Raw genomic sequence first — 24156 nt, 5'->3', positions numbered from 1 at the left:
GCGTACCGGAGCAAGTATGCGGGCGTGCCCGGCGTGCGCATGCCGGCCCGGCGCCGCGACGGCCAGGAGCGACATTGCCGCGCGCGGGCCGTGCGCCCGACAATGCCGGGCTGGCCCGCCGCGCGCGACGCCGTCCGACCCGCCGCCGGCCGCGGCGGCCGCCTGCCCGCGAGCCTGCGATGCGTATCCGCCGTTGCGCCATCCTTTACCTGGAGCCGCGCGAAGACGCCGGTTTCGATCTGGCCTCGTTGCTGGCCGGCGAGGCCGGCATCCGCCGCAGCCTGCGCTGGCTGGCGCTGGCGCCGCACCTGGACGCCGAGGTCGAGATCGACGCCGCCGCGCGCGAGCTGCTCGGCCGGATCGGCCCCGGCGCGTGGACCCAGGCGGCGCCGTGGCTGCAGACGCACGCCGCGGCGGTCGCCGAACTGCTCGACCGCGGCCTGTTGCTGTGCGAGGCCGAAGACGGGGACGGCGCCGACGCCGGCCGCCGCGAACACCGCCGCCGCGACGAAGCGCTGCGCCAGGCGCACTGGTGGCCGCCGGCCGCGCTGGCGCACCGGCTCGGCCGTTGGCAGGGCCTGGACAGCGCCGCGGCGATGGACGCGGCCGAGATGAGCACCGCCGCCGACCTGCGCCGGCAACTCGGCGCGCCGCCGCCGCACGTGGTCGAGCGCGGCGACGCCGCGCAGCGCCAGGCGCTGCCGCGCCAGGACGACGGCGAGTTCGAGCGCCTGCTCGCGCGCCGCGCCACCTGCCGCAACTTCGACGCCGAACGCGCGCTGCCGCTGCCGACGTTCGCGCGCATGCTGCAGCGCGTGTTCGCCGCGCAGGCGCAGGTGCGGGTCGGCGAGGACACCGTGTTCCTCAAGAAGCACACCCCGTCCGGCGGCGGCCTGCACGCCACCGAGGCCTATCTGATCGTGCGCAACGTCGAAGGCGTGGCGCCGGGGCTGTACCACTACCACCCGGTCGCGCACGCGCTGGAGCCGATGCCGCCGCCGGCGCTGCCGCTGGCGCAGTTCGCCGCGCAGGCGGTGGCCGGGCAGCACTGGTTCGCCGACGCGCACGCGCTGGCGGTGCTGGCGCCGCGCTACGCGCGCAGCTTCTGGAAATACCGCGGCCACGCCAAGGCCTATCGCGCGCTGCTGCTGGATGTCGGCCACCTGTCGCAGACGCTGTACCTGAGCGCGACCGAACTGGGGCTGGGGGCGTTCGTGACCTCGGCGATCAACGAGGTCGACATCGAGCGCGAGTTCGGCCTGGACCCGCTCGCCGACGGGCCGCTCGCGGTGTGCGGCTTCGGCTGGCGCGGCACGCGCATGCGCACGTCCGAGTTCGACCCGGCCGGCGAGGTCTGGCGCCAGGACTGAGCGCGCGCCCGCCTTCGCCGCGTGGCGGCGGCCGGCGGGCGATCGCTGCAGCGGCCTGCGCGTCGCGGGCGCTTGCGCATCGGGTTTCGATGCGGCCGGCGCGCTCGGCTCGCGGGTCGGGCGCGCGCGGGCGCGTTGCATTGCGGCCGCCGCACACGCGCCGCGTGGCGGCCGCGCATCGGCATCGCAGAACGCCACTGCCGGCCAACACCGTGCGCGCGGCCGGTGGCATGCTGCGCGCAGGTCTTCGCTGGAGTGCGCACCGATGTGGCCCGATCGCCGTATCCAGGAGCTGTTCGGCATCGCCTTGCCGATCGTGCAGGCGCCGATGGCGGGCGCGCACGCCGCCGCGTTGGCCATCGCCGCCGCGCGCGCCGGCGCGCTGGGCTCGCTGCCGTGCGCGATGCTCTCGCCGGCGCAGGCGCGCGAACAGGTCGCGCAGTACCGCGCGGCGACCGACGCGCCGCTCAACCTCAACTTCTTCTGCCATCGCCCGGCCGCGCCCGACCCGGCGCGCGAGGCGGCCTGGCGCGAACGCCTGCGCCCGTACTACCTCGAATTCGGCCTGGATCCCGGCGCCGCCAGCGCCGCCGCGTCGCGTGCGCCGTTCGACGAGGCCTGGTGCGCGCTGGTCGAAGCGCTGCGTCCGCAGGTAGTGAGTTTCCATTTCGGCCTGCCCGCGCCGGACCTGCTGGCGCGGGTGCGCGCCAGCGGCGCGCGCGCGGTCGCCTCGGCCACCACCGTGGCCGAGGCGGTGTGGCTGGAACAGCGCGGCTGCGACGCGATCATCGCCCAGGGCAACGAAGCCGGCGGCCATCGCGGCGTGTTTCTCGACGGCCAGGACGTGTCCGCGCAGGCCGGCCTGTTCGCGCTGCTGCCGCGCGTGGCCGACGCGGTGAAGCTGCCGGTGATCGCCGCCGGCGGCATCTTCGACGGCCGCGGCATCGCCGCGGCGTTCGCGCTCGGCGCGGCGGCGGTGCAGGTCGGCACCGCCTACCTGTTCTGTCCGGAAGCCACGGTGGCGCCGTTGCACCGGCGCGCGCTGGCCGCGGGCGAGGGCGACGACACCGCGCTGACCAACGTGTTCAGCGGCCGGCCCGCGCGCAGCATCGTCAACCGGACGATGCGCGAACTGGGGCCGCTGTCGCCGCTGGCGCCAGCGTTCCCGGGCGCGGGCGCGGCGCTGGCGCCGTTGCGCGCGCACGCCGAAGCCGCCGGCGACGACGGCTTCATGTCGTTGTGGTCGGGCCAGGCGCGGCGCGCGCACGCGCTGGGCGCGTTCGAGCTGACCCGCGAACTGGCGCGGCAGGCGCAGGATCTGCTCGAGCGCGGCTGAGCCTGCGGTCGGGCCGTGCGCGTTGCGGCGCCCACGGGCACGTTCGGAACGAGCCGCGAACCGCCATGGCGCAGGACCGCGGCACGCGCGTGCGGCGGATGCGGGACCGGTTCTGCCGTAGTCCTCGCGCCGACTCGCTGCAGGTAGCGACGGCGTCGGCCGTCGCTGCGTCTGGATGCCGACGAGTCCCTCGACTGTGCTGCGTTCCAGCGCGTCGCGCGGCCGCCACTTCACGCCTCAACGCACCCTTTGCGGCGCCCACGCCGCCCACAGCCGCTGCGCTTCCTCGGCGATCACGTCGGGACGTTCTTCCGGCCAGAACAGCTTGTAGCCGTCCAGCTTGCGCAGCCCGCGCGACTGGCCGAAGGCATCGGCCAGCGGCCGCGCCTGGGCCGCGTCGAAGATGTCGTCGGCCATGCCCCACAGCACCCGCGCCGGCGCGCGGCTGCGGCCCAGGCGCGCGCCGATGCCTTCGAGCACGTTGCGCTCCAGGCCCATCGCGTAGGCGTGGGTCAGCGCCTTGCGCCGCTGGGTCGACAACAGCGGGCCGAAGTACATGTCGATGGCGTCGTCGTCCGGGTGCGCGGGATCGGCGTAGCACATGCCGCCGAACCCTTGCGGCGAGCGCGCCAGCGCCTTGTCCTGCCACCACGGCGCAAGCCATTCGTCGACGAAGCGGCCCTGCTTGGACAGTTCGATCACCGGCCGCAGCTTCGGCGGCGGGTTGTCGAATTCGGTGTCGCAGTTGGTCAGCAGCACGGTGCGCACGCGCTCGGGGTGCGCGGTCAGCAGCAACTGCGCGATCGCGCCGCCGCTGTCGTTGGCGACCAGGTCGGCGCTGGCGATGCCCAGCGCGTCCATCAGCGCGAGGATCATCGCCGCCTGCGCCTGCGGGTCCACCGCCTGATCCGGCGCGACCCGGGTGTAGCCCAGCCCGAGCCAGTCCGGGGCGATGCAGCGCCGGTACGGCGCCAGCCGCGGCAGCGCGCCGCGCCACTGGAAGCCGTTGAGCGGGAAGCCGTGCAGGAACAGCGCCGCCGGCCCGTCGCCGCGCTCGACGTAGGCGATGTCGCCGAAGGCGGTGCGGGCGAACTTGCGGCTGGCGTGGAATTCGGCCGCGTCGAGGTCCAGGCGGGTGCCGGCGTCGGCGCCGTTGTCCAGGCCGGGCGCGCGCGCCGCGGCGCCGACGAGGGCGCCGAAGCCGCCGGCGGCGAGCAGGCCGGTGCCGCCCAGCAGGAAGTGTCTGCGGTTCATGGGAACTCCGAGGTGGGGAGGGCGGCGTCGGTGCGGGCGCGCGCGGGTCCGCGGCGGCGCGTCTGCGCCGCCCTGGACTAGGCGTGTCGGGATGCGGCGCAGGGGCCGCGGTGGGGATCGTCGCTGCCGCCGCCGTCGCTACGTTCTGCGCGCGACGGCGGGGCATCCGGTCCGGCGCGGCGGCATCGAAGCGATGCCGCCGCCGAAGCGCAGGCCCGAGGCGGGCTCAGCGCGCCGTCGACTGCGCCGAGACGTAGGCGGCGTCGAGCTTCTGCGCGCATTCATCGCAGCACACCTCGACGGTCTTGCCGCCGATGGTCACCTGGAACGCGTTTTCGTCGAGGGGGCAATCGCAGGCTGCGCAGGTCTTCTCGCTCATGGGGGTTCTCCGGGGCGCCCGGGATGGGGCGCGCTCAGTAGGCCAGCGCGGGCGGGCGGCCGCTGTCAGAAAATTTAGCGATCGCCGCGGTGGGGCGATGGGCGATGGGCGATGGGCGCATGGGGCGAGGGGCGCTCTGTGGGAGCGGCGCGGGCCGCGACGTGGCGGGTCGCGGCCGCCGTGGGCTGCGAGGAGGCGATCGAACGGGACGATGCCGGGTTCCGGCGCGCGCCGCCGCGGTTCGGTTGGCGCGGTCGCGGCTTGCGCCGCTCCTACAAGGGGCGGCTTGCGGTCGCGGTGGAAGGCGAGACGATGCGCGCGCTCAGCGATACAGGGCCGACTGCCGGAACTCCGACGGCGAGCGCCCGTAGGTCTGCTGGAACGCCGCGCTGAAGTGGCTGTGGCTGGAGAACCCGAGGTCCTGGCCCAGCGCGCTGAGGTCTTCGTACTCGCCGAGCAGGTCCAGCGCCCGGGCCAGCCGCAGGCGCAGCTGGTAGCGGTACAGCGGCAGCCCTTCCACGCGCTGGAACACCTGGGTCAGGTACACCGGCGAGACGCCGACTTCGGCGGCGATCTCGGCCAGGGTCCAGCGCCGCGACAGGTCGCTGACCAGCACCAGCTTGGTCCGCTCGACCAGCCGCTGCTGGCCGGCGCTGGCGCCGGCGGCGTGGGCGGTGCGCGGCCCCAGCGCGCGCTGCGCCAGGGTCAGGGCCAGGCTCTCGGCCTCCAGCGGTTCGGCGATGCCCTGGCGCAGGCTGTGGCGCAGCAGCATCGCCAGCGACTGCGCGCGCGGGTCGATGCGCAGGCGCGGCGGGCGGAAGGCCAGCGCCTCGCCGTCGCGCAACAGCGCCTTGGGCGCCATCTCGCGCAGCATCGGCTCGGCGATCGACAGCGACAGGCTGGCGTCGCCGCCGTCGATCGGATGGCTGACCCGGTAGCCTTCGCCGGCGTTGAAGAACAACACCTGGCTGGCTTCGGCCACGCTCGCCTGTTCGCCGACATGGCGCACATAGACGCCGCGGTACGGGAAGACCAGATGCGTCGCCGCCGCGCACTCCTCCGGGCCGCGGTGCTTGCACCCGCCCGGGCAATAGACGTCGCGGACCGTCACGGTCGGCGTCTTGAGCAGGGTGTGGACGGTGAAGTCGGACATGCCGAAGGCCTCGGTGGCGCCGCGCGCTCGCGGCGGGCGGGCCGCCGCCTGCCGTGGCCGGGTCCGCGCGGCGACTATAGCCCAGCCCATCGGCGCCGACGCGGCCCGGCCGCGCGCCGGGCGGGCGGTCGCCGCACCCGCGCGGATGCGCGGCGAAGGCGGTTTTGAAGGCGCAAACCGCCCGGCCGCGGCGCGGCCATCGCAGACGGCGGAACGCAGCATCGCAGCGGCGCCATCGCAGCGGGGCGCCCGCGCCATCGCGACGCAGGCCGCGCAACCGGCGCTGCCTACGCCGCCCGCGTCGCGCTGTCGCGATCGGCCCGCCGGTAACCGACGGCTTCGGTCAGGTGCGCGGTGGCGATGTGCTCGCAACCGGCGAGGTCGGCGATGGTGCGCGCGACCCGCAAGATCCGGTGCATCGAGCGCGCCGACAACTGCAGGCCGTCGACCGCGCGTTCCAGCAGTGCCTGGTCGCGTTCGGCCAGGCGGCAATGCTGGTTGGTCTGGGCGTGGTCCAGGCGCGCATTGGTCCGGCCGCTGCGCTCGGCCTGACGTTGCCGCGCCGCGCTCACGCGCTCGCGGATCGCGGCGCTGGATTCGCCTTCGGGCTGGTCGGGGCGCAGCGCCGCCGGCGGCAGCCGTGGCACTTCGATGTGCAGGTCGATGCGGTCCAGCAGCGGGCCGGAAATGCGCGCGCGGTAGCGGCGGATGATGTCCTCGGTGCAGCGGCAGCGCGCGCTGGCGTCGCCGGCCCAGCCGCAGGGGCAGGGATTCATCGCCGCAACCAGTTGGAAGCGCGCCGGAAACTCGGCGCTGCGCGCCGCGCGCGACACCGTGACCGCGCCCGACTCCAGCGGCTCGCGCAACACTTCCAGCGCGCGCCGCTCCCATTCGGGCAGCTCATCGAGGAACAACACCCCGTGGTGCGCCAGCGAGATTTCGCCGGGCCGCGGATCGGCGCCGCCGCCGACCAGGGCGACCGCGCTGGCGGTGTGGTGCGGGGCGCGGAACGGACGCTGGCGCCAGCGCGACGGGTCCAGCGCGCGGCCGTGGCCGCCGCCGCCGACCGAGGCGATCGCCGCGGTTTCCAGCGCTTCGTCTTCGCTGGCCTCGGGCAGCAGGCCGGGCAGGCGCGAGGCGAGCAGGGTCTTGCCGCAGCCGGGCGGGCCGATCAGCAGCAGATGGTGGCCGCCGGCCGCGGCGATCTCCAGCGCGCGCCGCGCCTGCGCCTGGCCGCGCACATCGCGCATGTCCAGTTCCGGCGCACGCGCCAACGGCGGGGCCACTGCGCGCGGCAGCGACGCGCGCTCGCACAGCATCGCGCAGACCTCCGACAGCGTGCGCGCGGTGCGCGCTTCGACCCGGCTGGCCAGCGCCGCCTCGTTGCCGTTGCCGGCCGGCACCACCAGCCGGCGCCCGGCCTCGGCCGCGGCCAGCGCCGCCGGCAGCACGCCGTCGATCGCGCGCAGCTCGCCGGTGAGGCCGAGCTCGCCGAGGAATTCGCAATCGGCCAAGGCCGGCAGCGGCAGCTGCCCGCTCGCGGCGAGGATGCCGAGCGCGATGGCGAGGTCGTAGCGGCCGCCGTCCTTAGTATTTTTTCCAGAAATGCGGCATAACTGACCCCGTACTTCGAAGCTTTATGGGCACGGAAGCCCTCAAACGGTCTTGCCATTGGAGGTTTGTTTCGACAATGAAGCGGGAAAACCCTAGGCCGCGACGTTCGGCCCATTTCAAGACCCGGAAGCGCCGGGGCAGTTACCTGGGTGTGACCGGGAAGTATCCCAGCCCCCAGAACCATCACTGTCTGTTCTTTGAGGGCTTCCGGGAACGTGACTTAATGGTCCTGCTGGCGTTCGACGACACTGTCGAGCGAATCGAAGACCACGCCATCAAGATCGAGTACAAGGAGCGCGGCCGGCTTCGGACCTACACTCCGGACCTGTTTGTGACATTCAAGGCGGCCAGGCACCGGCTCGCTCTGCTCATCGAGGTCAAGATGGCGGACGAGCTGCGCCGTACGGGCAGGACGTATGCCACCCGCTTTCGTGCGGCTCGAGCGTACTGTCGCTCCCACGGCATGCAGTTTCGGGTAATCACCGAGCGATCCCTTCCTCGTCCTATGGTGCGCAACCTCCGGTTCCTGCTCCCGTACCGGCGGGAGGAGCCACAACCGGCGCTCGATGCCGATTTCCTTACGGCGGCCTCGCAGGGGCCGAAGTCGCTGAAGTGGTACATGGAGACGCTCACCGCTAAGGGCTATGGCGCCAGCGAAGTCGTCTTCGCCGCGTGGCGCCTGAGCGCCCGCCAGCAGCTCAGGCTCGACCTGCACTCGCTTCTCTCGATGGACACGACAATGGAGGCCGCCCCATGGACGGTGACGATCTGAAGGTGATCGGCGCGGGCGGATCGCCCGTGATCGAGATTGAGGTTGGCCGAAACTACGCCATAGCCGATCGGCCAGGTCTGTATACGGTGATCCAGTTCGAGTCGAGCGAGGAATTGACAGTTCGCGAGTTCGGTACAGGCGTGTTGCTCATCGTTCGGAGAGACTCGCTGCGATCGCTGACGACTCCCGCACAGGCCGATCGCGATGACCTCAAGCTCCTCGAGGACGATGAGCGAATCGCGGCAGCCGAAAAGAAGCTGGAAGCCATCAAGGATTTGTTGACCTTCCGAAGGGTCCCCAAAGCCAAGTGGGAGGCGCTATCCACCGAGAGCGGCATCAAGATCAAAACGCTCCGGGAGTGGCATCGCCGATATCGCAAGGATCCGCGCTTAAGCTCGCTGATGCGCAAGCGGCGCTCCGATGCCGGTCAGACACGGCTGCACGTGCTGGTCGAGAAACAACTCAAGGCGCGTCTGGACGAGGTCTTGGGGAACGGCAACCTCACCCTCTCCGCGGTCTTCGAGGATCTGAAGGACGATGTCCGGGAACTCAAACGACGATTTCCCAATGACGACAAGATCGTGCTGCCCGTCTTTTCGACGGTTTATGAACGCTACCGAGAGTTGAGCGAGTACGACAAGGACGCCGCCAAAATCGGTGCTCGCCAGGCCGGACTACTGCACCGTCTTCAAAAGGGCTCGATCAGTGACATCGACCATCCACTGGCCATGGTACAGGTCGACCACCTGGAACTGCCGGTCATGGTGGTCGACGAAGTCGATCGCATTGCCATATGCAAGGGATGGATCACGGTATTGATCGACATTTGGAGCCGTTGCGTCGTCGGGTACTACATCACGCTGGAATCGCCCGGCGATCTGTCTCTGGGCATGGCGATCAGCCACGCGATCCTTCCTAAGACCGATACGCTCAAGCTCCTTGGCTACGAGGCGACTTGGCCGATTAGTGGATTCATGTGGGCCGTGCATTCCGACAATGCCGGCGAGTTCCACGGCAACATGCTGGAATTGGCCGCCAAGGAATACCTGTTCGAGATCATCTTCCGGAAGGTGAAACAGCCGCAGTACGGGGCCTACATCGAATCCTACCTGGGCACCCTGTCCGGGAAATTGCGGCGCGTGCCCGGTGCCACCCGCGAAGGCAAGGAGGCGTTAGGAGACTACGATCCTGCCGAGGCTGCGATCATGACGCTGGCGGAACTAGAGCAGTACGTCCTGAACCTGATCATCGAGTATCACGCCAGTCCGCATACCGGTCTTGGCGGGATGGCACCGATGAGCATGTTCAAAGAGGGGCTGAAGGGAGGCTGCGGCGCCATCCCCATCGGGCGCCTGCGCCACGCGACGGAACCGGTCAAGTTGATGCTCGACTTCCTTCCCGTCAAGGAGCGCGTGATCAGCGAGAAGGGAGTCGTGATCGATTATGTTTGGTACATGGACGACTGCTTGCAACGGTGGGTCCACGCGCGCGATCCGCAGAACGTGGACGAGGCCAGGATGTTCCTCTTCCGGCGAGACCCGAGGGACATCACGCGGATCTATTTCTGGGATCCCGAGTCGCGCGAGTACAAGCTTGTTCGCACCCGAAACGTCACGCGCCCCAAGATGAGCCTGTGGGAGTTCACCGCTATCCGGAAGTTCCTGGAAGCACGCGGCGCCAAGGATATCGACGAGGACATGATCTTCCGCGCGCGGGACGAGCGTCGGCGACTTCTGGCAGAGGCCGCTGCCAAGACTCGGAAGGCCAGAAAGGCCCGCGAGCGCGAGCGCTACAGTCGCGCCGAAGCCGGGGCCCGGGCACTCCAGAACAAGGTGGGCGTGCCACATGACACGGCGCCTCCTGAGTCTGCTCCGTCCGTGCCACCTTCCACTTCCAGCGCCTCAATGCCTCCTGGCGTCGAGGAAGTCGCCACGCCGTTCGAGATGAACTGGGATGACTAAGTCGCGCAAGCCTCCCCTCCGCGTGGATCGGGCCATCCCGTCACCGCGGGCGCACTTTCAGACTCCTTGGGTGCCCTTTCCCGAAGGGGCTGATGTCCTCAAGACCATGGCGAGGTTCATCGGCCGTCCTGACGAGGGACGGCCGATGAACCTTGCGCTGATCGGAGATTCGGGGTTCGGCAAGTCGCATCTGCTGGATCACTTCGCCGACTGCTACCCGGACATCGCCGACGAAACGCCTCCCCGCATCCAGGTCGTCTCGATCATGGTGACGGGCCAGTCCGACGGGCGCGCATTGATGCGCGAACTGCTGTCGGAGATCGGCGCCTCGTTCCGACCGAACGATGCCTACGACGAGTTGCTCCGTGACTTTTGCATCAAGGCCGAGGTTGCGGAGGTCGGGTTGATCGTGCTCGACGAGTTCCACAACGGCATCAGCGAGCGCCGTGATCGCACGCTCAGGATGATCACGGCGGTCCGCGATCTAAGTAATCGCATCCGACGCCCCATCGTCGTGGCGGGCGATGAACGGGTCAAAGAGCTGCTGCGGTACGATCGGCAACTGTACGAGCGGTTCCAGATTAAGGAATTACCGGTCTGGACGGAAAAGAACGCGGTCATGAAGTTCCTAGCGGCGTTCGAGCGCAGCCTGGGATTGCCGGAGGAGTCGCGATTGGGCACCGGCACCATGGCTGATCTCGTGATGGAGCTGGCCGGCGATCACATGGGATCGATTGCTGAGCTCGTCCGAGAAGCCGCGCGCGTCGCCATCACAGCGGGTGCCGCCAAGGTGACGGATGATCACCTACACAAAGCACACCCCCTGATCCGGCGCGGACTGCCTGCGTGACCTCGCGACGGCGTTCCAAAGCGTCGTCCTTGGGCACCGTCCTTCCGCTGCTTCCTGGCGAATCCATCACCTCCTGGTTCGTTCGACTGGCGAGAGTCAACGCGTTCAGCTTGCACGAGCTTGCCTCGACCCTGCTCGGCTACTCGACGCACAGCGTGACTGGGCTCGACCTCGACGCCTTGCCCAGCACGGCGCTTCCTGTTGCGTTGGCTCGTGGCTCGGACGTCCCCATCGAAGACGTGTACCTGGCTGGCTTGGCCAGCTGGCAGACCCTGCTCAGTGGGGAGCCATCCCCCGGCCGTCGCTGGATCCTGGCTCCGTCCCGGACGCCGGGGAAGGCGCGGAAAGGGCGGTGGACTCAGGCCTGCTTTGCTTGCCTTGCGGACGATGGGGTTCCGTATTTCCGCCTCTACTGGCGTTTTGCCTTCATCACAGAGTGTCCCGTGCATCGTTTGCCCCTGCACGATGTGTGTCCCCATTGCGGGAATCCCTTGGACTTCCCGCAGATGGATCGAGGCTTTCCCAGGCCTCAGCGATATTGGGCTCTGTCCCGCTGTCCTCAATGCTGCGTGGACTGGCGCTTGTTCGGTCAGCGGACCAGTCGCGGGGATCCACGCGTTGGGCACCTCCAACGAGATCTGCTGAAGGGGCTCGCATCACGGTGGGTCTACCACCGAACGGGGGCAATCTGGGTAGGCGTCATGCTGGACGGACTGTTTCGCTTGCTCCGTTGTTTCCGCACCGGGGAGGGCCGCAAGGTGGCGGAACGACTGGCAGGGAGTTCGATTCGGAGCCCATCAGGGGAGCCGTTCGAACGATGGTCGATCGAGCATCGCAGGGCGCTACTTCGAGCGGTGGCCGCAGCTTGGTTCGATTGGCCGCGTACGTTCGTCGATGCCGCGCGGAGAGAGGGGCTCACGGCGACGGTACTACGTGAGAAGTCGCCGCCGCCGTGGTGGTTGGAGCGGGTGGTCATCGATCATCTGGACAGGAGCTGGTATGCGCCGTCATCGGATGAGGCGGCCAGTGCGGGAGAGGTGTTGAGTCGGCACGGTGTATCTGTGACACCATGGGTACTGCGCGAATGGTTGGGCTGTTACGTCCCCAAGCCAAAGCTTGGGGGCCGTCAGGAGATCGGCGCGCCGCAGCAGTTGGCGTTATGGCCGAGACAAAACGCGGCACGCGACGATCTCCGCCGCGCCTTTGTCTCGCGGCTGGTCATCACGCTGAGGCGATACTGCGCTGGTGCAAAGCAACGCCCAGGGAACACGTATGCTCAGCTGCCTCTCAATCCGCATTAGATGCGCAACAGCTATCCGATCAAGGCCTATACGGCTGACGATCCCGACTCCCAAGGCGCGTGATCGGCCCCGCCTGGTGCAACTCGATCAAGCATCTGAACGTGCCGAGGCCGCTTTACATAACGGAGTTGGCGTCGAGTGTCGCATGGTGTGAGACGCGCCGGTGGAAGGATCGGTAAAGAGTCCTTTTTTGTTGGACAGACGACGGTAGGTCGCTATGGATCCCGCACTTCCATGGAGCACGATGACAGCGCGTGAACAGCTCGTATGGGCCGCGCGCTATGCCGCACTGTCCGATCATTCGGTCGATGCCGTCCGTCTGGCGAACCAGGCCGTGCGAACGCTTCGAACGTACAACGTGGACAACGAGCGCTTTCTGGGGCCCGAGTACGAGGCCGCCCGAAGTGGTCCAGGACTCACGTTCGATGAGTTCCGCCTCTGGTATCCGGTGGCATTGAAGATCGCCCGGCGCCATTCGCCTGGAGCTGAGGAGGTCGACGCGGCGGCATGCCAGCGGGCTTACGACAGCTACCGTCAAAGCGCATCGGACTTCTATTGATCGTATAACCACGCCCTGTCCTAACGTTTTGAAGTTCAATGGACTGCCTTCCCCTTTTTCAGCTATGCGCACGTTTGCTCACCTGCATGACGCCCAGCGATTGCTGGGCAATACGCCGACGTACACGCGGAAGAGCGCGCTGGTTGCCGCATTGGCGGGCGCCGGTGGCCAACCGTGACCCGGTTATGAAATGAGGCCGCCATGAGACTTGAAGACTTTGACCTGGGTACCGTGTTCTTTTCTACCACTGGACAGCGTTGGCGCTGTACGGACGTGGGACGTCGAACGATCCTTGCCATCGAGTTGGGCGAAGATCTGCACGAGGATTGGACGGTGGGGCCGCCGTACGTGATTCCCGAAGTTCCCTTCGATGAAATCGGAATCGCGGCTGCATATCGTTCTGCGGAAGAATCAATCCGTGATGCATTGGAGGGCGCTAATCGGGATAGCCATCCAGGCTATTCGACGCAGGCGGTCTGGACGATGATGGAGGCGCGGCTTTCTGAGGAATCGAGTCGCTACCCGCGTAGCCTTTTGTTTCGCATCGATCGGGTGGATGCGAATGGTGAGATATTTCATCCGTTTGCTGCTAATCGAACAGGCGATATGTGGAGCATCCAGGTCTACTTGCCCTTTACGCAGCAATACGAATGGGTTCCAGAATCTGACTTCATTCGGATGCGCGCTGCTACAGAAGTGGATCTGCAGATTCGAGCCGGGCGCGCCTAGGCGCACCATATCGACAGGTCTCATGAGGGGTGTTTGCTCCCAGGACGCACCCGCTCGTATCGGAGTCGGTAACGCCCGGCGATACCAATGCCGACCTTTTGGAGCCCCGGGGCTGTTGACGCCGGACTTCGGCCAAGCATCTGGATGCCTGCAGGAACTGCCGGTGGTCGAGCCGCTTGCCGAAGAGGCCCGAATAGCGGGTTTCGTGCCTGAAAGCCGGGGCGATCATGGCCCGAGGATGCGTTGCGGAAGCCCGTGCCAGGCCCATTGTCACCGTGAGCCTCGCGATCGGCGGCTGGAGCCGTTTGGCGACTATGGCTTGATCATGTCGGTATTGGTTCCGTTGGGAAACCGGTGGCGCTCCGCCTATTCGGAGGTCGAAGCAGGTGCGCAATTGGCGGCGTTGGAATCGCGGCGCGAACGCCATTGAGTTCCAGCACTGGCTAAAGCGGAGTTGTTCGCTATTTACAACAACCCTGGTATCACCGGGGGCGAGGTTCTATTCAGGTGGTCTTTTCCACAGATGCTCGTAGATAAGCGCTGATTTTCGGAGTATCTACTTCATAGCGCAGGTGCCTGTTGAGCGTGCCTTAGGCGTCGACGTCATCGGATATGAATCAGGGTGCCATTTGTGCCTCGCACCGTCTGACCGGGCTCCACGCACACCTCATCGTACCCACCGGGGCAATAAGCGCTTCCTGTGGGCAGCAACTCGCACATGCCGCTGCTGGACGTGAGGTTGCCCCGTCAAACCCTGCTAACACGGCGCCTTCGGCAGGCCAGGCCTCGCGCGATAAGCACAGCGATTCGGTGGCTCTAGAGGTCAGTGTGAGGTCGCAGCGCTGCTTGGCAGGGTAATCGGCGACCGCCAAGTCGAAGTCGTCGGTGCCAACCTGACTGGCGGAAATCGGCCAGAAGCAAACATTGGCCACAGAGCTGGGCTCCGCACTCATCCAGATTTCGAGTCGGAAGCGCGCCCTAAGTGAGGTAGCCGGCTTGGGTCCTTTTTTCGGGCTTCGGTGCGGCTCGAAGCAGACTTGTTGCCGTGGACGATGACAAAGGACGGTCTGCACGCGGGGTCGTCGACGCAAGAAATATGACTGAACGAGGTCCAGCCATCCGTTCGTCGCCCGAGTGGCCGCTCCCTGCAGGCTTGAACGTTCACACGCAGAAGGGCTGCGGAGATCAGGAGCCATACGCATGCCGCCCAATGGACCGACGCAAAGGAGTGCAACATGCCGACTCAGTCCGTGGGGTTAGCCGCCCGACTCGCACGCGGGGTCCTCGCCACCCTCCTCGCTGGCGCCGGACTGCCGGTATGGGCCGAAGAGGGCAAGGTCGTCTACGCGGAAGTCGCGGCAGACGAAGTCAGCGAAGTGGACTCCGTCATCCAGGCCGCCATCGCAGAAGATGTCGCCGACGGCGATGCGGTGAAGGACGACCTGCTTCTAGTGCGCCTGGTGAAGTTGTCGCCTGAAGCCGCGTCGCGCCTGGAGGCTTGGGACCAGCTGTTGCCGCAGGTCAAGATTGCCAAGGACGGGGAAAGCCGGGTCCTGTCCGTGCCGAAAACGATATTCGGTAGCGCCAATAAAGCCCACTACGATCGACTGCGCGCTTCGTTCGATCTTTCGGTGCTTGACTTCCCCCGTCGGTTAGGGGCGTACGCCACCCAACAGATAGTGTCACGCGAGTCCGCGGACAAGACATTGGCACTTCTGCTGAACACGAAATCGGCTCCTTCTACGCCGCAGGAGGAGGTATGCGCCGTGTCCAGCAACCAGATGAGCAAGGTGCAGCGGCTCGTTCCTGATGAACATTTGAGTTCTGCGGCCATCGGTGAGTTTGATCGGGCTTGCCTCGGTACGCTCGTCCCGGGCCAGGAGCTTCTCGCACTGCCGGCCTATGTGCGGGATTCGGGCGCGATCAAGATCTTGGGTGTGCTGGAACGCGCCATAACAGGTCACGACGGAGTTGAAACCAGGGAGGCGTTCTGTTCGGCCTTCCTGGTCGACGAAAATACGATCGTCTCCGCGCGCCATTGCTTCTACGACGTCCGACGTCCAACGGCCCGTACCGAAACCGGCGAAGCGTGGGACGACGGCGAGGTCTACTTCCAACGCGTGGTTCCCCAGTATGCATCAGTGAAGGTGGGGCCGCGGTTGGCTGTGAACTGGCTCGATGCAGACGACGCGAAGTACCTCCCACGAAGCCAGCGGCCTCTGTCCGCGGCCGACGACTTCATCGCCTTCACCCTGGACGCCGTCATCCCCGATATTCCTGAAGTCCGGTTCGACCCCGAGGAAGGCGTGCAACAGGCCTGGGTTGCGGGACCTGCGGGCATCGTGCGCGACGATAGGGACATGACGAACCGCAACGTTCCACCCAGCGTACTCGGCATGCGGTGGACCCGCAACGCACCTTGCGTGACCGCGTCGAGCAGTCACACGTGCGCGCTCCATGTTTGCCACTCGACCCAAGGTGCCAGCGGCGCCGCGATCATCGGCCGCTCGTCAGACTCCGCCGGCGTCGCGATCACGGGTATCCACCTCGGTCCCTACGCCCAGCTCGGAAAAGCCTGCCCGGCGCTGATGCAAAACCAACAGGTCAACCTCAACGGCGCCGTGCGCGCCCCGGCGTTCATGGCCAAGATCCTGGCCGTGCGCGACTCGGACGACCAGAAGAACTGACAATGGCCTCGATGAACCTATGCGCGTGGCTTTTCGCCGTCGTCATGTTGACGATCCCGATCGACCTGCTTGCCGAGCAACCTGCGAAGGGAGAGAAGCCGCCTGAGCCGTCTGAGCCGGAGAAACCTGCAGAAGCTGCGACGCAAACGCCATCGACCCCGGCCGATGGGAAGTACAAGAACCCGCTGCTCGCTTCAGATTCGGAAGAGAAAAAAAAGGGTTCCCCCGCGACTGAACGCGGCGACAACCCCGTGCCTTCAAGCCGATACCCCGCGGAGACGACACTCCGAGTGAGGTTGATCCCCCCGGACGAGGAGCCATGCAAGCTAACCATGACCCTCGAAAGCGGAGTGGGGACCGCCCTGCTTACTGCGGTGCTCCCGAAGGTCATCGACACCGGCTTGGCGTCTTTGTCGACGGCACTGCGCGCTGCTTCCGGCGAGGATCGCAAGACCCGGCACTACACGGGGATCACTGCGGGATACGCGTACGACTATCTGCCCAGGACGCGCGAGCGCTCGTGGTTTGGGGAAAATGGCTGCCTCGAGGTCACTTCCGCACATCTGGAGTCCGATGGAAAGCCCACACTCGATGCGCTCATCCCGATACGCGTATCAAGTGACGGCACAGCCCTGGCCTTCGACCTGTACAGCCTCTCCTATCGCGGTAAGCTGTCAAAAGGACGCAAGGTCGAGCAAATGACCATCGCGATCGAGATGACCAACCCGGCCGCCACCGGCAACTCGATCGCGTTGCTGAAGGGGCCGTTCGTGCCAGCGCCGGAAACATTCGTGGCCAAGGAAGGCGTCGGTCCGACGTCTGGTTGGGTCACGATGCCCGCCGTGGACGACACGGTGGGCGCGCTGGTCACCAGCTATCAGACCCTGTGCAGTGAGCGCGCCGGTGCGGCCAAGGCCTACATCGATGCCAAGGTCGCAGAGATCGAGGCCGGAACGGACACGGACGAAAAGAAGAAGGAGGCGTTAAAGGCGCTCTCCAAGCCTGATCCGGATGAACTTTGCGGTCGCAGAATCGACAAGCCGGCCTTTGCCGAACCGGGCCAAGGCTGGTCTTCGACCCAGGAAGAAGGGCTCCGCGCGCTCGAGACCCGACTGACGACCCAGCAACCCATCAACTTTACTGTCGTCGTTACGGAGACGCGCAACGTCAACAAGTTCCTCTACACCATCAGCCAGAAATTCGACGGCGACCAGAAGGAGATCCGCGATGTACTGATGGCGAACCTTGACCCTGCCACGCGTAAGGCCAAGGAAGACGCGGAGGCTGTGGCGCGACGCCAAAGGGACACGACCCGTATTACCAATGCCTCCATCTTCGAGCAGAAGATGGTGAATTTCCACGACAAAGTCCGCCTGTACGAGATCAAGAGAGATCTGGTCCGCGAAGCGCATGCGACGCTGGCGCTAGCTCGCAAGCGAGCTGAAGCCGATCGAGACAATCAGCAGCTCTGGGACGCCGTGAAGGAAGCGAAGAACGAGCTGGATGTCGCGGAAGGAGCGAAGTCGACCAGCCTCGCCGAGGCGTTGGTCGCCAAGCAGCAGGCTCTCGAGGCTGCCGTGACAGCGGACATCACCATCACCGATAGCCACTCGCTGCGCCGCTTTCCAAGCTGATGACTCCAAGCACCGGTCCCCTGCGGCCAAGCCGGCCTACGGCAACGAAGGCAAGCGCGGGGAACCTACCCATCGAAGCGACTCGTGCTTTCACGAACGCGTTCGTATCGCTGTGTGAGTGGGAAGGTCTATAACCAGGACTCGCGGCGCGCCGTCCAGAGTTCGTAGTTTGGCTGCAGACGCGAGTGCGCCTCCGGTCGCCTGCCCCCTGCGGGCGTCCGCTTTGGGTCGAAAGCAGCCACTGACTGTGCCGGGTCTATTGAGCATCGACACCACAATGTTTACGTCGTGAGAGTGAATCGCCCGGCGTTTGGTGGACGCTCCCCGGGCGGGACCACTCAACGGGTCCCAACTCGCTTACGCTGACCAACACCACTCTTACCGGCTCCGCATCGTGAGGGCTCTTGAGGGTCGTTGGGGGAAAATGAGGGCCGATGGGGGCCACTGGGGGTTGGTGGAGCCACGGGAGCCCGGTTCAAACCCTCTTGATGGGCTAATGAGGGCTAGTGGGGGCGAATGAGGGGCTCTGGGGGAGAGACAACCGATCCCGCGGCATTTGCCCCAAGCGTGGACCGGTCTGCGCCTCGCGACCTGGCTCCTGCCGGGCGATTGCTTCCGGGCGATTGCTAGTCCCGCGAGACAGTTGATGCCCAACCGGCGCGCCCACTGCTCTGCCCTCGCCCGCTTCTGTGCTTACCTGCGGGTATCCACGAAATCCCGGCAACTCATGTCAGGGCAGGAAAGCCCCGCCGTAGCGTGGCTGTTTTGTTCGGCCGATCAGGCTCATGGCCGATAGCCGGATGCTGTGCCGTTGTATGTACTGCCACACTTGGCACCGACAGGGGGACGAAATGACGGATGCTCAGATCAAGTGCATAAATAAACGCGAACATCACAATCCGCACGAACGTATCACCCACGTAGGGGGATACCCCGCGGAGGGAGGCGGAAACTGGAAGTGGACGCTTGAGCGCGCCATCGACGAAATAGAAGCCGGTCGTTGGAGGTTCTATGTCTCTGTCGGCGGCCAGAGTGTCTGGGTGATCGTGGCTATCCGTAATGGGCGAAAGTATCTGAAGACCCAGAACGATGGAGACGAGCCCAACAATCTCCTAAGCCTTCCAGAGTGTCCTTAATCTGGTCTCAACCCGGAACGCCTACTGAATCGCCTAGGGGTTTGTGGACGCTCTGAACGGGACCACTCCACAGTTCTCAGCTGTCTGGCCACTGCCATCCGCGCCGACCCACCGACTGTGAGGGCTAGTGGGGGTCATTGGGGGTCGATGAGGGCCATTGGGGCTGATGGGGGTGTTTGCGGGCGTGGGGCGATGAGGGGCCGGTCGCGGACTACTCGGGCCGCCGAAAAGTAAGGGGGCGGCTAGCCAAGAGATCCAGATCGTGCGCCATTCAATCGAACGCATGCCGACGTGGCCTGCCCGAAACCGGCTCGGCTAGACCCTGCCCCCCCAAGGAGGACTAGCACACCCGCTTCGGGCCCGTCCAGTGCCCTGCCGAAGCCCGTCGCCGACGAGGCTTCGTTTGCTGCAATGTCTCCGCTAGACTGCCCTTAGCCGACATCTTCGATACATAGTTCCGCCGATCGTCTGGTTGGCACCGGCGTTTTCCAGCCAACTTGCAGAGTGTCGCCGGGGCGGGCTGACCGCCGAACATGCCCATGATCCTGAAAAGCATCAGCACATCCGGCCGCGTTTTCGAATCCTCCTTCGTCGTTTGTGGCGACGATTCACCATCGGATCCCGACCAGTCGTGGATCACGGTCCTCGTCGGCGAGAACGGCAGCAAGAAGAGCCTGGCGCTCAGGGTTCTGATGGAAGCGGGCCTGGGTAGGACGGAACACCGCGGCCATGGCCATCCGCCGATCGAGTTTACGGCGGAGTTCGCGGGCCCGCGCCCGTCGAACGTCATCGCCATCTCCAACACGCCCTGGGATCGCTTCCCTCGCAACTATGAACTCAGCAAGCTATCGAAAATCTTGTCTACCGACGGCGGGCGCTACATCTATATCGGGCAAAGGGCGGGCACCGGAAACGTCAGCCTGCGAAATAATGAAAAGCAGCTCGGATACAGCCTGATCGAGAACGCCGCGTTTCTCGGCGAACGGTCAGCGGACCTTGAACCGATTTTCTGGAAACTCGGCTTGGAGCTGTGCGCAGGCATTCGTTTCGTACCGAACAGGACCATCGGCCGACCTGACTTCGGCCCTTGGGGTCGCCGATCCAAACAGGGGTTCGAGCACTACCTGTCCGCGCTACCCACGGTCGTCCGGCAACTGCAGAGGGATCGCAGCATTTCCGCGCCGGACCGGGCCGCCGCGACCGCTTACGCGGAGTTCCTGCTTGAAACGCCCAGTGAAGTAGAACGGGTCCGCGCGCTGCTCAACTCGCTGGTCCCTTCCAAGATCGCGTTTTGGTTGCGTCCGCGGGACCACAAGATCTTCTTCGGATACGACACGATCCTCGAGTGGCGCTACCTACTTTATCTGGGCTTGATCGAGATCGAGGGCATCAGCTTGCTGCCGCTCGGCAAGCAGCATCTCGCGGACAAGGCCAACGAAGCCAAACGCGACAGCGATCTGAGTTCCGGCCAGTGGAACTGGCTGTTCAACTTTTCCAACCTGGTGTTCGAGCTCAGGGACGACTCGCTGGTGCTGGTCGACGAACCGGAGAACAGCCTGCATCCTGGCTGGCAGCGCGAGTACCTGCCCACGCTGCAAACGGTGCTGTCCACCCGGGTTGGATGCCATGCAGTCATCGCGACCCACTCGGCGCTGATCGCGGCCGGGCTCTCGAACAGCTGGGGGAACATCCGCCGGCTTGAACCAAGCGAGACAACAGCCGGGGCCGTTCGCACGCGTCCGCTTGAAAGCCCGTTCGCGTGGTCGTCCGACGATGTCTATCAGGACGTCTTCGGCATGGAATCGAGCCGGGCGCCGGAGTTCATCCAGGCGGTCGACCAACTCCTCGAACTGATCAGCAACCCGGCGCAGGAAAAGGCCGATGCCCCCGAGTGGGCCATCGCCTACTTGCGCCGCGCGTTGGAGGAGTTGCCGCCCCACGACGCGATGCGAAACGTCGTTGCCGCGATCATGAGGCACTTCAAACAAGGCGCCGGACGTGACTAGGCCCGGCAGAAACCTCCATGTCAGGGTGAACATCGGTCAACTCGACCGTTCGATTCAACGCAGTGTCCGTTCCAACCGGGGGAAGGCGTGGTCGACGACCTTACCCGGGATGTGTGCGCTGAGAGAGTGGCTACTCGAGAAGCAGAACTTCCGCTGCGCCTATTGCCAGATGCCCATCACGTCCGTGCAGCTGGGTCATTGCGAGCTGGACCACGTCCTGCCGAAGGCGCCGTCTTCCAAGTTGAACAGGAAGCTCGCCCGGAGCAACGCTCCAGAGCATCGCTATCACACCTTCGGATACACGCGATTCAAGTTCGTTCCGCAGAACCTGGCGGTCACCTGCAAGCAGTGCAACACGTTCAAGGGAAGTTTCGACCCCCTTTCCGATCGCACCAAGTCGCCGGGCAAGCTTCCGTACGTGCCGGTTGCGTACTGCTGGGTCCACCCGCAGCTGCACGATTACACGCAACACATTTCGATCGATCAGGAATGGTTTTACAAGGGGCTTTCGAAGCAGGGCAGCAACACCATTCGCGTGTGCAAACTGGACAAGGCTGAGGTTGTCTCGCGCAAGCGGCAAGCCGACGCCCTTGTCGCCCAAAGCGACGATCTCGAAGATTTCCTCATCAAGTATGGCGCCCAGTTCGAGAACATCGGCGCCACCCAAGGTATTGTTGCCTTGACGTCGAACTACGGGATCGATGCGGCGACTGCGGATGAGATCACTGCGATGTTCGCGGACTACAACTCGTCCAAGGGCGCAGAGGCGTTTTGCAGAACACTTACGGCCGCGTTGGAATTCGTGAGAAATGCGAGCGTCGCCGCGGCGTCGCCACAGACCGTCAACGAGCACTGAAAGGACCGCGGGATGCTGGCCGAGGCGCTACTGGAAGAGTTGCGGAGCAGAGGAGAAGGTCCTGACCTGTGGACTACAAGGCCGAGCGCTATGCGTTCGCCAAAGCCACTGCGGAGCAGAAGTCCGAGCTGCTCAAGGACATCCTGGCCCTGGCCAACACGCAGCGCAGCGGCAACGCCTACCTGCTGATGGGCTTCAGGGAGAACCCGCCGCATCCGGCGGAAGTGATCGACCTTCCCGCCGACGGCGCCATCGACGACTCCAGGCTCCAGCAGTTCGTGAACGAGAAGCTGGAGACCAAGCTGGTCTTCAGGTACGAGGAGCAGTTGTTCGACGGCAAGCACATCGCCGTCATCACCGTCCCCAAGCAGCTCAGGCCCTTCTACCTCACCAAGAAGTTCGGCAACCTGGAAGCCAACACGGTCTATGTCCGCCGCGGGAGCTCGACAGGCATCGCCACTCCTCGCGAGATCTACCGGATGGGGGGGGCGATCAGTCCAGGGGCAGGGCCCTGCTCGACCTGGCCGTGCTGAATGAAAAGAACCAGCCGCTGGCCGACCACTTCGAGCGGACATTCTTGACGTTCGAGGAATTGCCCGACTACAAGCGCTATCAACCGCCCCCCTACCTGGGCGCTCCGAACTACAACCGGGAGAACCGGAACTACTGGCGCGAGGGCGCGGAGCACTTCCAAGCCAAGAACCGTCTCATCCAAATCCGGCTGGAGTTGGGCAATCGCTCTAACTTTGCCTTGAGCGCCATCAAGCTGGAGGTCACCTGGACCAGCGGCGGCCAGGGCTACAGGATGCTGACCAAGTCGGAGGTTCCCGACCTGCCGGCGGACGAATGGCACTTCGGGTCTCTCCCCAGGGGGGGACGGGGCAACCGAGGTGGACGAGGAAGGGGTGCAGCCCGTGTTCAATTGCCACCTGGGCAACGTCCGCCCCGGCGAGATCCGCCGGATCGGTGAGGACCTGATCCTGTTGCCCGCAGGACCCGGCAGCTACACCATGAAAGTGCGGGTTCTGGCCAACGAGCTGGACACGCCGCAGGTCATCGAACGTGTACTTGAGGTGCGGGGAGAGTCTAGGCACCTGAGCTTCGACGAGCTCCAAGAGTTGCTGGATGACGACCAAGATGGACGCGAAGCGATTTCAGAAGATGAGGACGGCTGACGCCGCTTCGTTTTGGGCTCGGCCACGACCACCAGGATCTTCGGCGCGAGGCTTAAGGTGGCGCCGACGACGCGTCCGATCGAGAACAAGCGCGGACCCGTCTGTCTGCTAGCAGTACAGCCGACCTTCCGGGCAAAGCAGCGCAAACCAACGCATCAGCTTTTCTCGTCAGTGGCGAGTACGCTTTCGAACACGTTAAGGATCGGGTGGTGTACTTGGTCTAATCACCCGTTTTTACGGGCACTTACAGGAAGGCCAATTCAGGCCAAGAGTAGTGCTTCTTGCCCCTGAGCTAGCGACCTCTTTGGGTCGAGAGATGCCCCTCTCTAACCCCGATAAACATCCCTAATCCCCTGCCCCGTCAATGTCCGCTTCCGGCCAATAGCGGCCCCAGAGAAAAGGGAGGGCTGAGGCAACTTCATTTCCTCGGCCCCTTTTTCTCGTCTCAAACGGTAATGTTCTCTGGCCCCATCCGCTCGGGTTCCTGATGACTGTTCTCAATCAAACCGACATTGTCGGTCCGCAGCACGAAGTACAACGACTCCTGGGCCGATGTCTTCTACGCTTGCAGCAGTACGAGCGATTGCTGAAGGCCATGATCGCTGTGCAAAAGCTCTCTGGCACACCGGAGACGCTCCCGCATGCCATAGACGCCCGCAAAGCTGAGGCTAGCGACAAGACGCTGGGCACGTTAGTCGGCCGCCTGATGGGCGACTACATCATGAAGGAAGGTGACGAACTTCCGGGCGACACACCGAATCATCCCGGCGACTCGATCCAATTCGGTTTCCGGATGCAGCTCAATCTGCCAGCCGAAAGCTACGAGGCGCTCAAGGCCGATTTACGCGAACTAGTGACACTACGAAATACACTCGTGCACCATTTCATCGAACTGCATGATCTCTGGACAGTCGATGGATGCCTGCATGCACAGGATGCACTTACCCGCTCATACGCAGAGATCGACCGACACTTCGAACAACTGGGCACCTTCGCCGGCCACATGGATGCGGCAAGGGAAGCAGCTGCCGAAGTAATGCAATCGCCCCAGTTCCTCGATATGGTGGTCAACGGCATCGGGCCCAACGGCCAGATTCACTGGCCCGTGGCGGGCATCGTCGGAGCGTTGAGGAAAGCCTTCTGGGAACTGTCCATCGATGGCTGGGTGAGCCTGGACGCGGCTGCGCGTTGGGTGTCCGAACATCAACCGGAACAAACCCCGAAGAAGTACGGGTGTTCCCGCTGGCGGCAGGTCATCCACGAATCCGGACAATTCGAGTTGCGCCGCTTCACGCACAAAGGACAATTCGGGGCGTGGTTTCGAGAACGGTCTAACGCGACTGACTGAGGATTGGGTGGATCGCCCATCGGTCTGTAGCAACCG

At 65.3% G+C, this 24156-nt stretch carries 18 protein-coding genes and 1 pseudogene; 15 read left to right on the top strand and 4 right to left on the bottom strand.

Going from position 1 to position 24156, the window contains the following annotated elements; all coding sequences use genetic code 11:
* Positions 1-179: 179 nt before the first annotated feature.
* A complete protein-coding gene (locus BLV01_RS21370) occupies positions 180-1370 on the top strand; it encodes a putative peptide maturation dehydrogenase (RefSeq protein WP_091804902.1) in 1191 nt (396 codons plus the stop codon).
* Positions 1371-1635: 265 nt separating this feature from the next.
* The gene (locus tag BLV01_RS21365; RefSeq protein ID WP_091804899.1) at positions 1636-2706 is read left to right on the top strand and encodes an NAD(P)H-dependent flavin oxidoreductase; all 1071 of its coding nucleotides are present in this window, start codon (positions 1636-1638) and stop codon (positions 2704-2706) included.
* 237 nt (positions 2707-2943) lie between these two features.
* Here the strand turns inward: BLV01_RS21365 and BLV01_RS21360 are convergent, their stop codons facing one another.
* From BLV01_RS21360 to BLV01_RS21350, 4 genes and pseudogenes are all read right to left on the bottom strand, one after another.
* Positions 2944-3960, bottom strand: a complete 1017-nt coding sequence (locus BLV01_RS21360; protein WP_091804896.1) for an alpha/beta fold hydrolase — start codon at positions 3958-3960, stop codon at positions 2944-2946.
* 226 nt (positions 3961-4186) lie between these two features.
* The gene (locus tag BLV01_RS26455; protein ID WP_175486189.1) at positions 4187-4339 is read right to left on the bottom strand and encodes a hypothetical protein; all 153 of its coding nucleotides are present in this window, start codon (positions 4337-4339) and stop codon (positions 4187-4189) included.
* Positions 4340-4661: 322 nt separating this feature from the next.
* Entirely contained in the window at positions 4662-5492 is an 831-nt protein-coding gene (locus BLV01_RS21355) for a helix-turn-helix transcriptional regulator (RefSeq protein ID WP_091804892.1), read from the bottom strand.
* 287 nt (positions 5493-5779) lie between these two features.
* A pseudogene (locus BLV01_RS21350) lies at positions 5780-7081 on the bottom strand (YifB family Mg chelatase-like AAA ATPase); the annotation flags it as partial.
* A 248-nt stretch (positions 7082-7329) separates the two neighbouring features.
* On the opposite strand from BLV01_RS21350, the gene BLV01_RS21345 reads away from it, so the two are divergent.
* From BLV01_RS21345 to BLV01_RS21285, 13 genes are all read left to right on the top strand, one after another.
* Positions 7330-7878 (top strand): TnsA endonuclease N-terminal domain-containing protein, encoded by a 549-nt coding sequence (locus BLV01_RS21345; RefSeq protein WP_175486187.1) that lies wholly within the window; start codon positions 7330-7332, stop codon positions 7876-7878.
* The gene (locus BLV01_RS21340) at positions 7860-9839 is read left to right on the top strand and encodes a Mu transposase C-terminal domain-containing protein (RefSeq protein WP_091804884.1); all 1980 of its coding nucleotides are present in this window, start codon (positions 7860-7862) and stop codon (positions 9837-9839) included. The genes BLV01_RS21345 and BLV01_RS21340 overlap by 19 nt, the downstream gene beginning before the upstream one ends.
* Entirely contained in the window at positions 9832-10689 is an 858-nt protein-coding gene (locus BLV01_RS21335) for a TniB family NTP-binding protein (protein WP_091804880.1), read from the top strand. The genes BLV01_RS21340 and BLV01_RS21335 overlap by 8 nt, the downstream gene beginning before the upstream one ends.
* Positions 10690-12207: 1518 nt before the next feature.
* Positions 12208-12549 (top strand): hypothetical protein, encoded by a 342-nt coding sequence (locus BLV01_RS25820; RefSeq protein ID WP_139179008.1) that lies wholly within the window; start codon positions 12208-12210, stop codon positions 12547-12549.
* 201 nt (positions 12550-12750) lie between these two features.
* On the top strand, positions 12751-13278 hold the full coding sequence (locus BLV01_RS26450) for a hypothetical protein (protein WP_175486181.1): 528 nt from the start codon (positions 12751-12753) through the stop codon (positions 13276-13278).
* Between the two features lie 1235 nt (positions 13279-14513).
* Positions 14514-15965 carry a trypsin-like serine protease gene (locus BLV01_RS21320; RefSeq protein WP_091804873.1) on the top strand — a complete coding sequence of 484 codons (1452 nt, stop codon included), beginning with the start codon at positions 14514-14516 and terminating at the stop codon, positions 15963-15965.
* A gap of 2 nt (positions 15966-15967) precedes the next feature.
* A complete protein-coding gene (locus BLV01_RS21315; protein WP_139179005.1) occupies positions 15968-17599 on the top strand; it encodes a hypothetical protein in 1632 nt (543 codons plus the stop codon).
* 785 nt (positions 17600-18384) lie between these two features.
* Positions 18385-18735, top strand: a complete 351-nt coding sequence (locus BLV01_RS21310) for a DUF3892 domain-containing protein (RefSeq protein ID WP_343124262.1) — start codon at positions 18385-18387, stop codon at positions 18733-18735.
* 539 nt (positions 18736-19274) lie between these two features.
* Positions 19275-20741, top strand: coding sequence for an AAA family ATPase (locus BLV01_RS21305; RefSeq protein ID WP_175486179.1), 1467 nt, complete (start codon positions 19275-19277; stop codon positions 20739-20741).
* A gap of 25 nt (positions 20742-20766) precedes the next feature.
* Positions 20767-21597, top strand: a complete 831-nt coding sequence (locus tag BLV01_RS21300) for an HNH endonuclease (RefSeq protein WP_139179002.1) — start codon at positions 20767-20769, stop codon at positions 21595-21597.
* Positions 21598-21665: 68 nt separating this feature from the next.
* Positions 21666-22130, top strand: a complete 465-nt coding sequence (locus tag BLV01_RS21295; RefSeq protein ID WP_091804861.1) for an AlbA family DNA-binding domain-containing protein — start codon at positions 21666-21668, stop codon at positions 22128-22130.
* Between the two features lie 357 nt (positions 22131-22487).
* Positions 22488-22772, top strand: coding sequence for a hypothetical protein (locus BLV01_RS21290; protein ID WP_091804858.1), 285 nt, complete (start codon positions 22488-22490; stop codon positions 22770-22772).
* 487 nt (positions 22773-23259) lie between these two features.
* Positions 23260-24120 (top strand): OST-HTH/LOTUS domain-containing protein, encoded by an 861-nt coding sequence (locus tag BLV01_RS21285; RefSeq protein WP_254782721.1) that lies wholly within the window; start codon positions 23260-23262, stop codon positions 24118-24120.
* Positions 24121-24156: the final 36 nt, after the last annotated feature.

This window comes from Lysobacter sp. yr284 (genome assembly GCF_900107375.1).
GTDB lineage: Bacteria > Pseudomonadota > Gammaproteobacteria > Xanthomonadales > Xanthomonadaceae > Lysobacter.
This window is presented reverse-complemented; position numbering and strand designations above follow the sequence as displayed.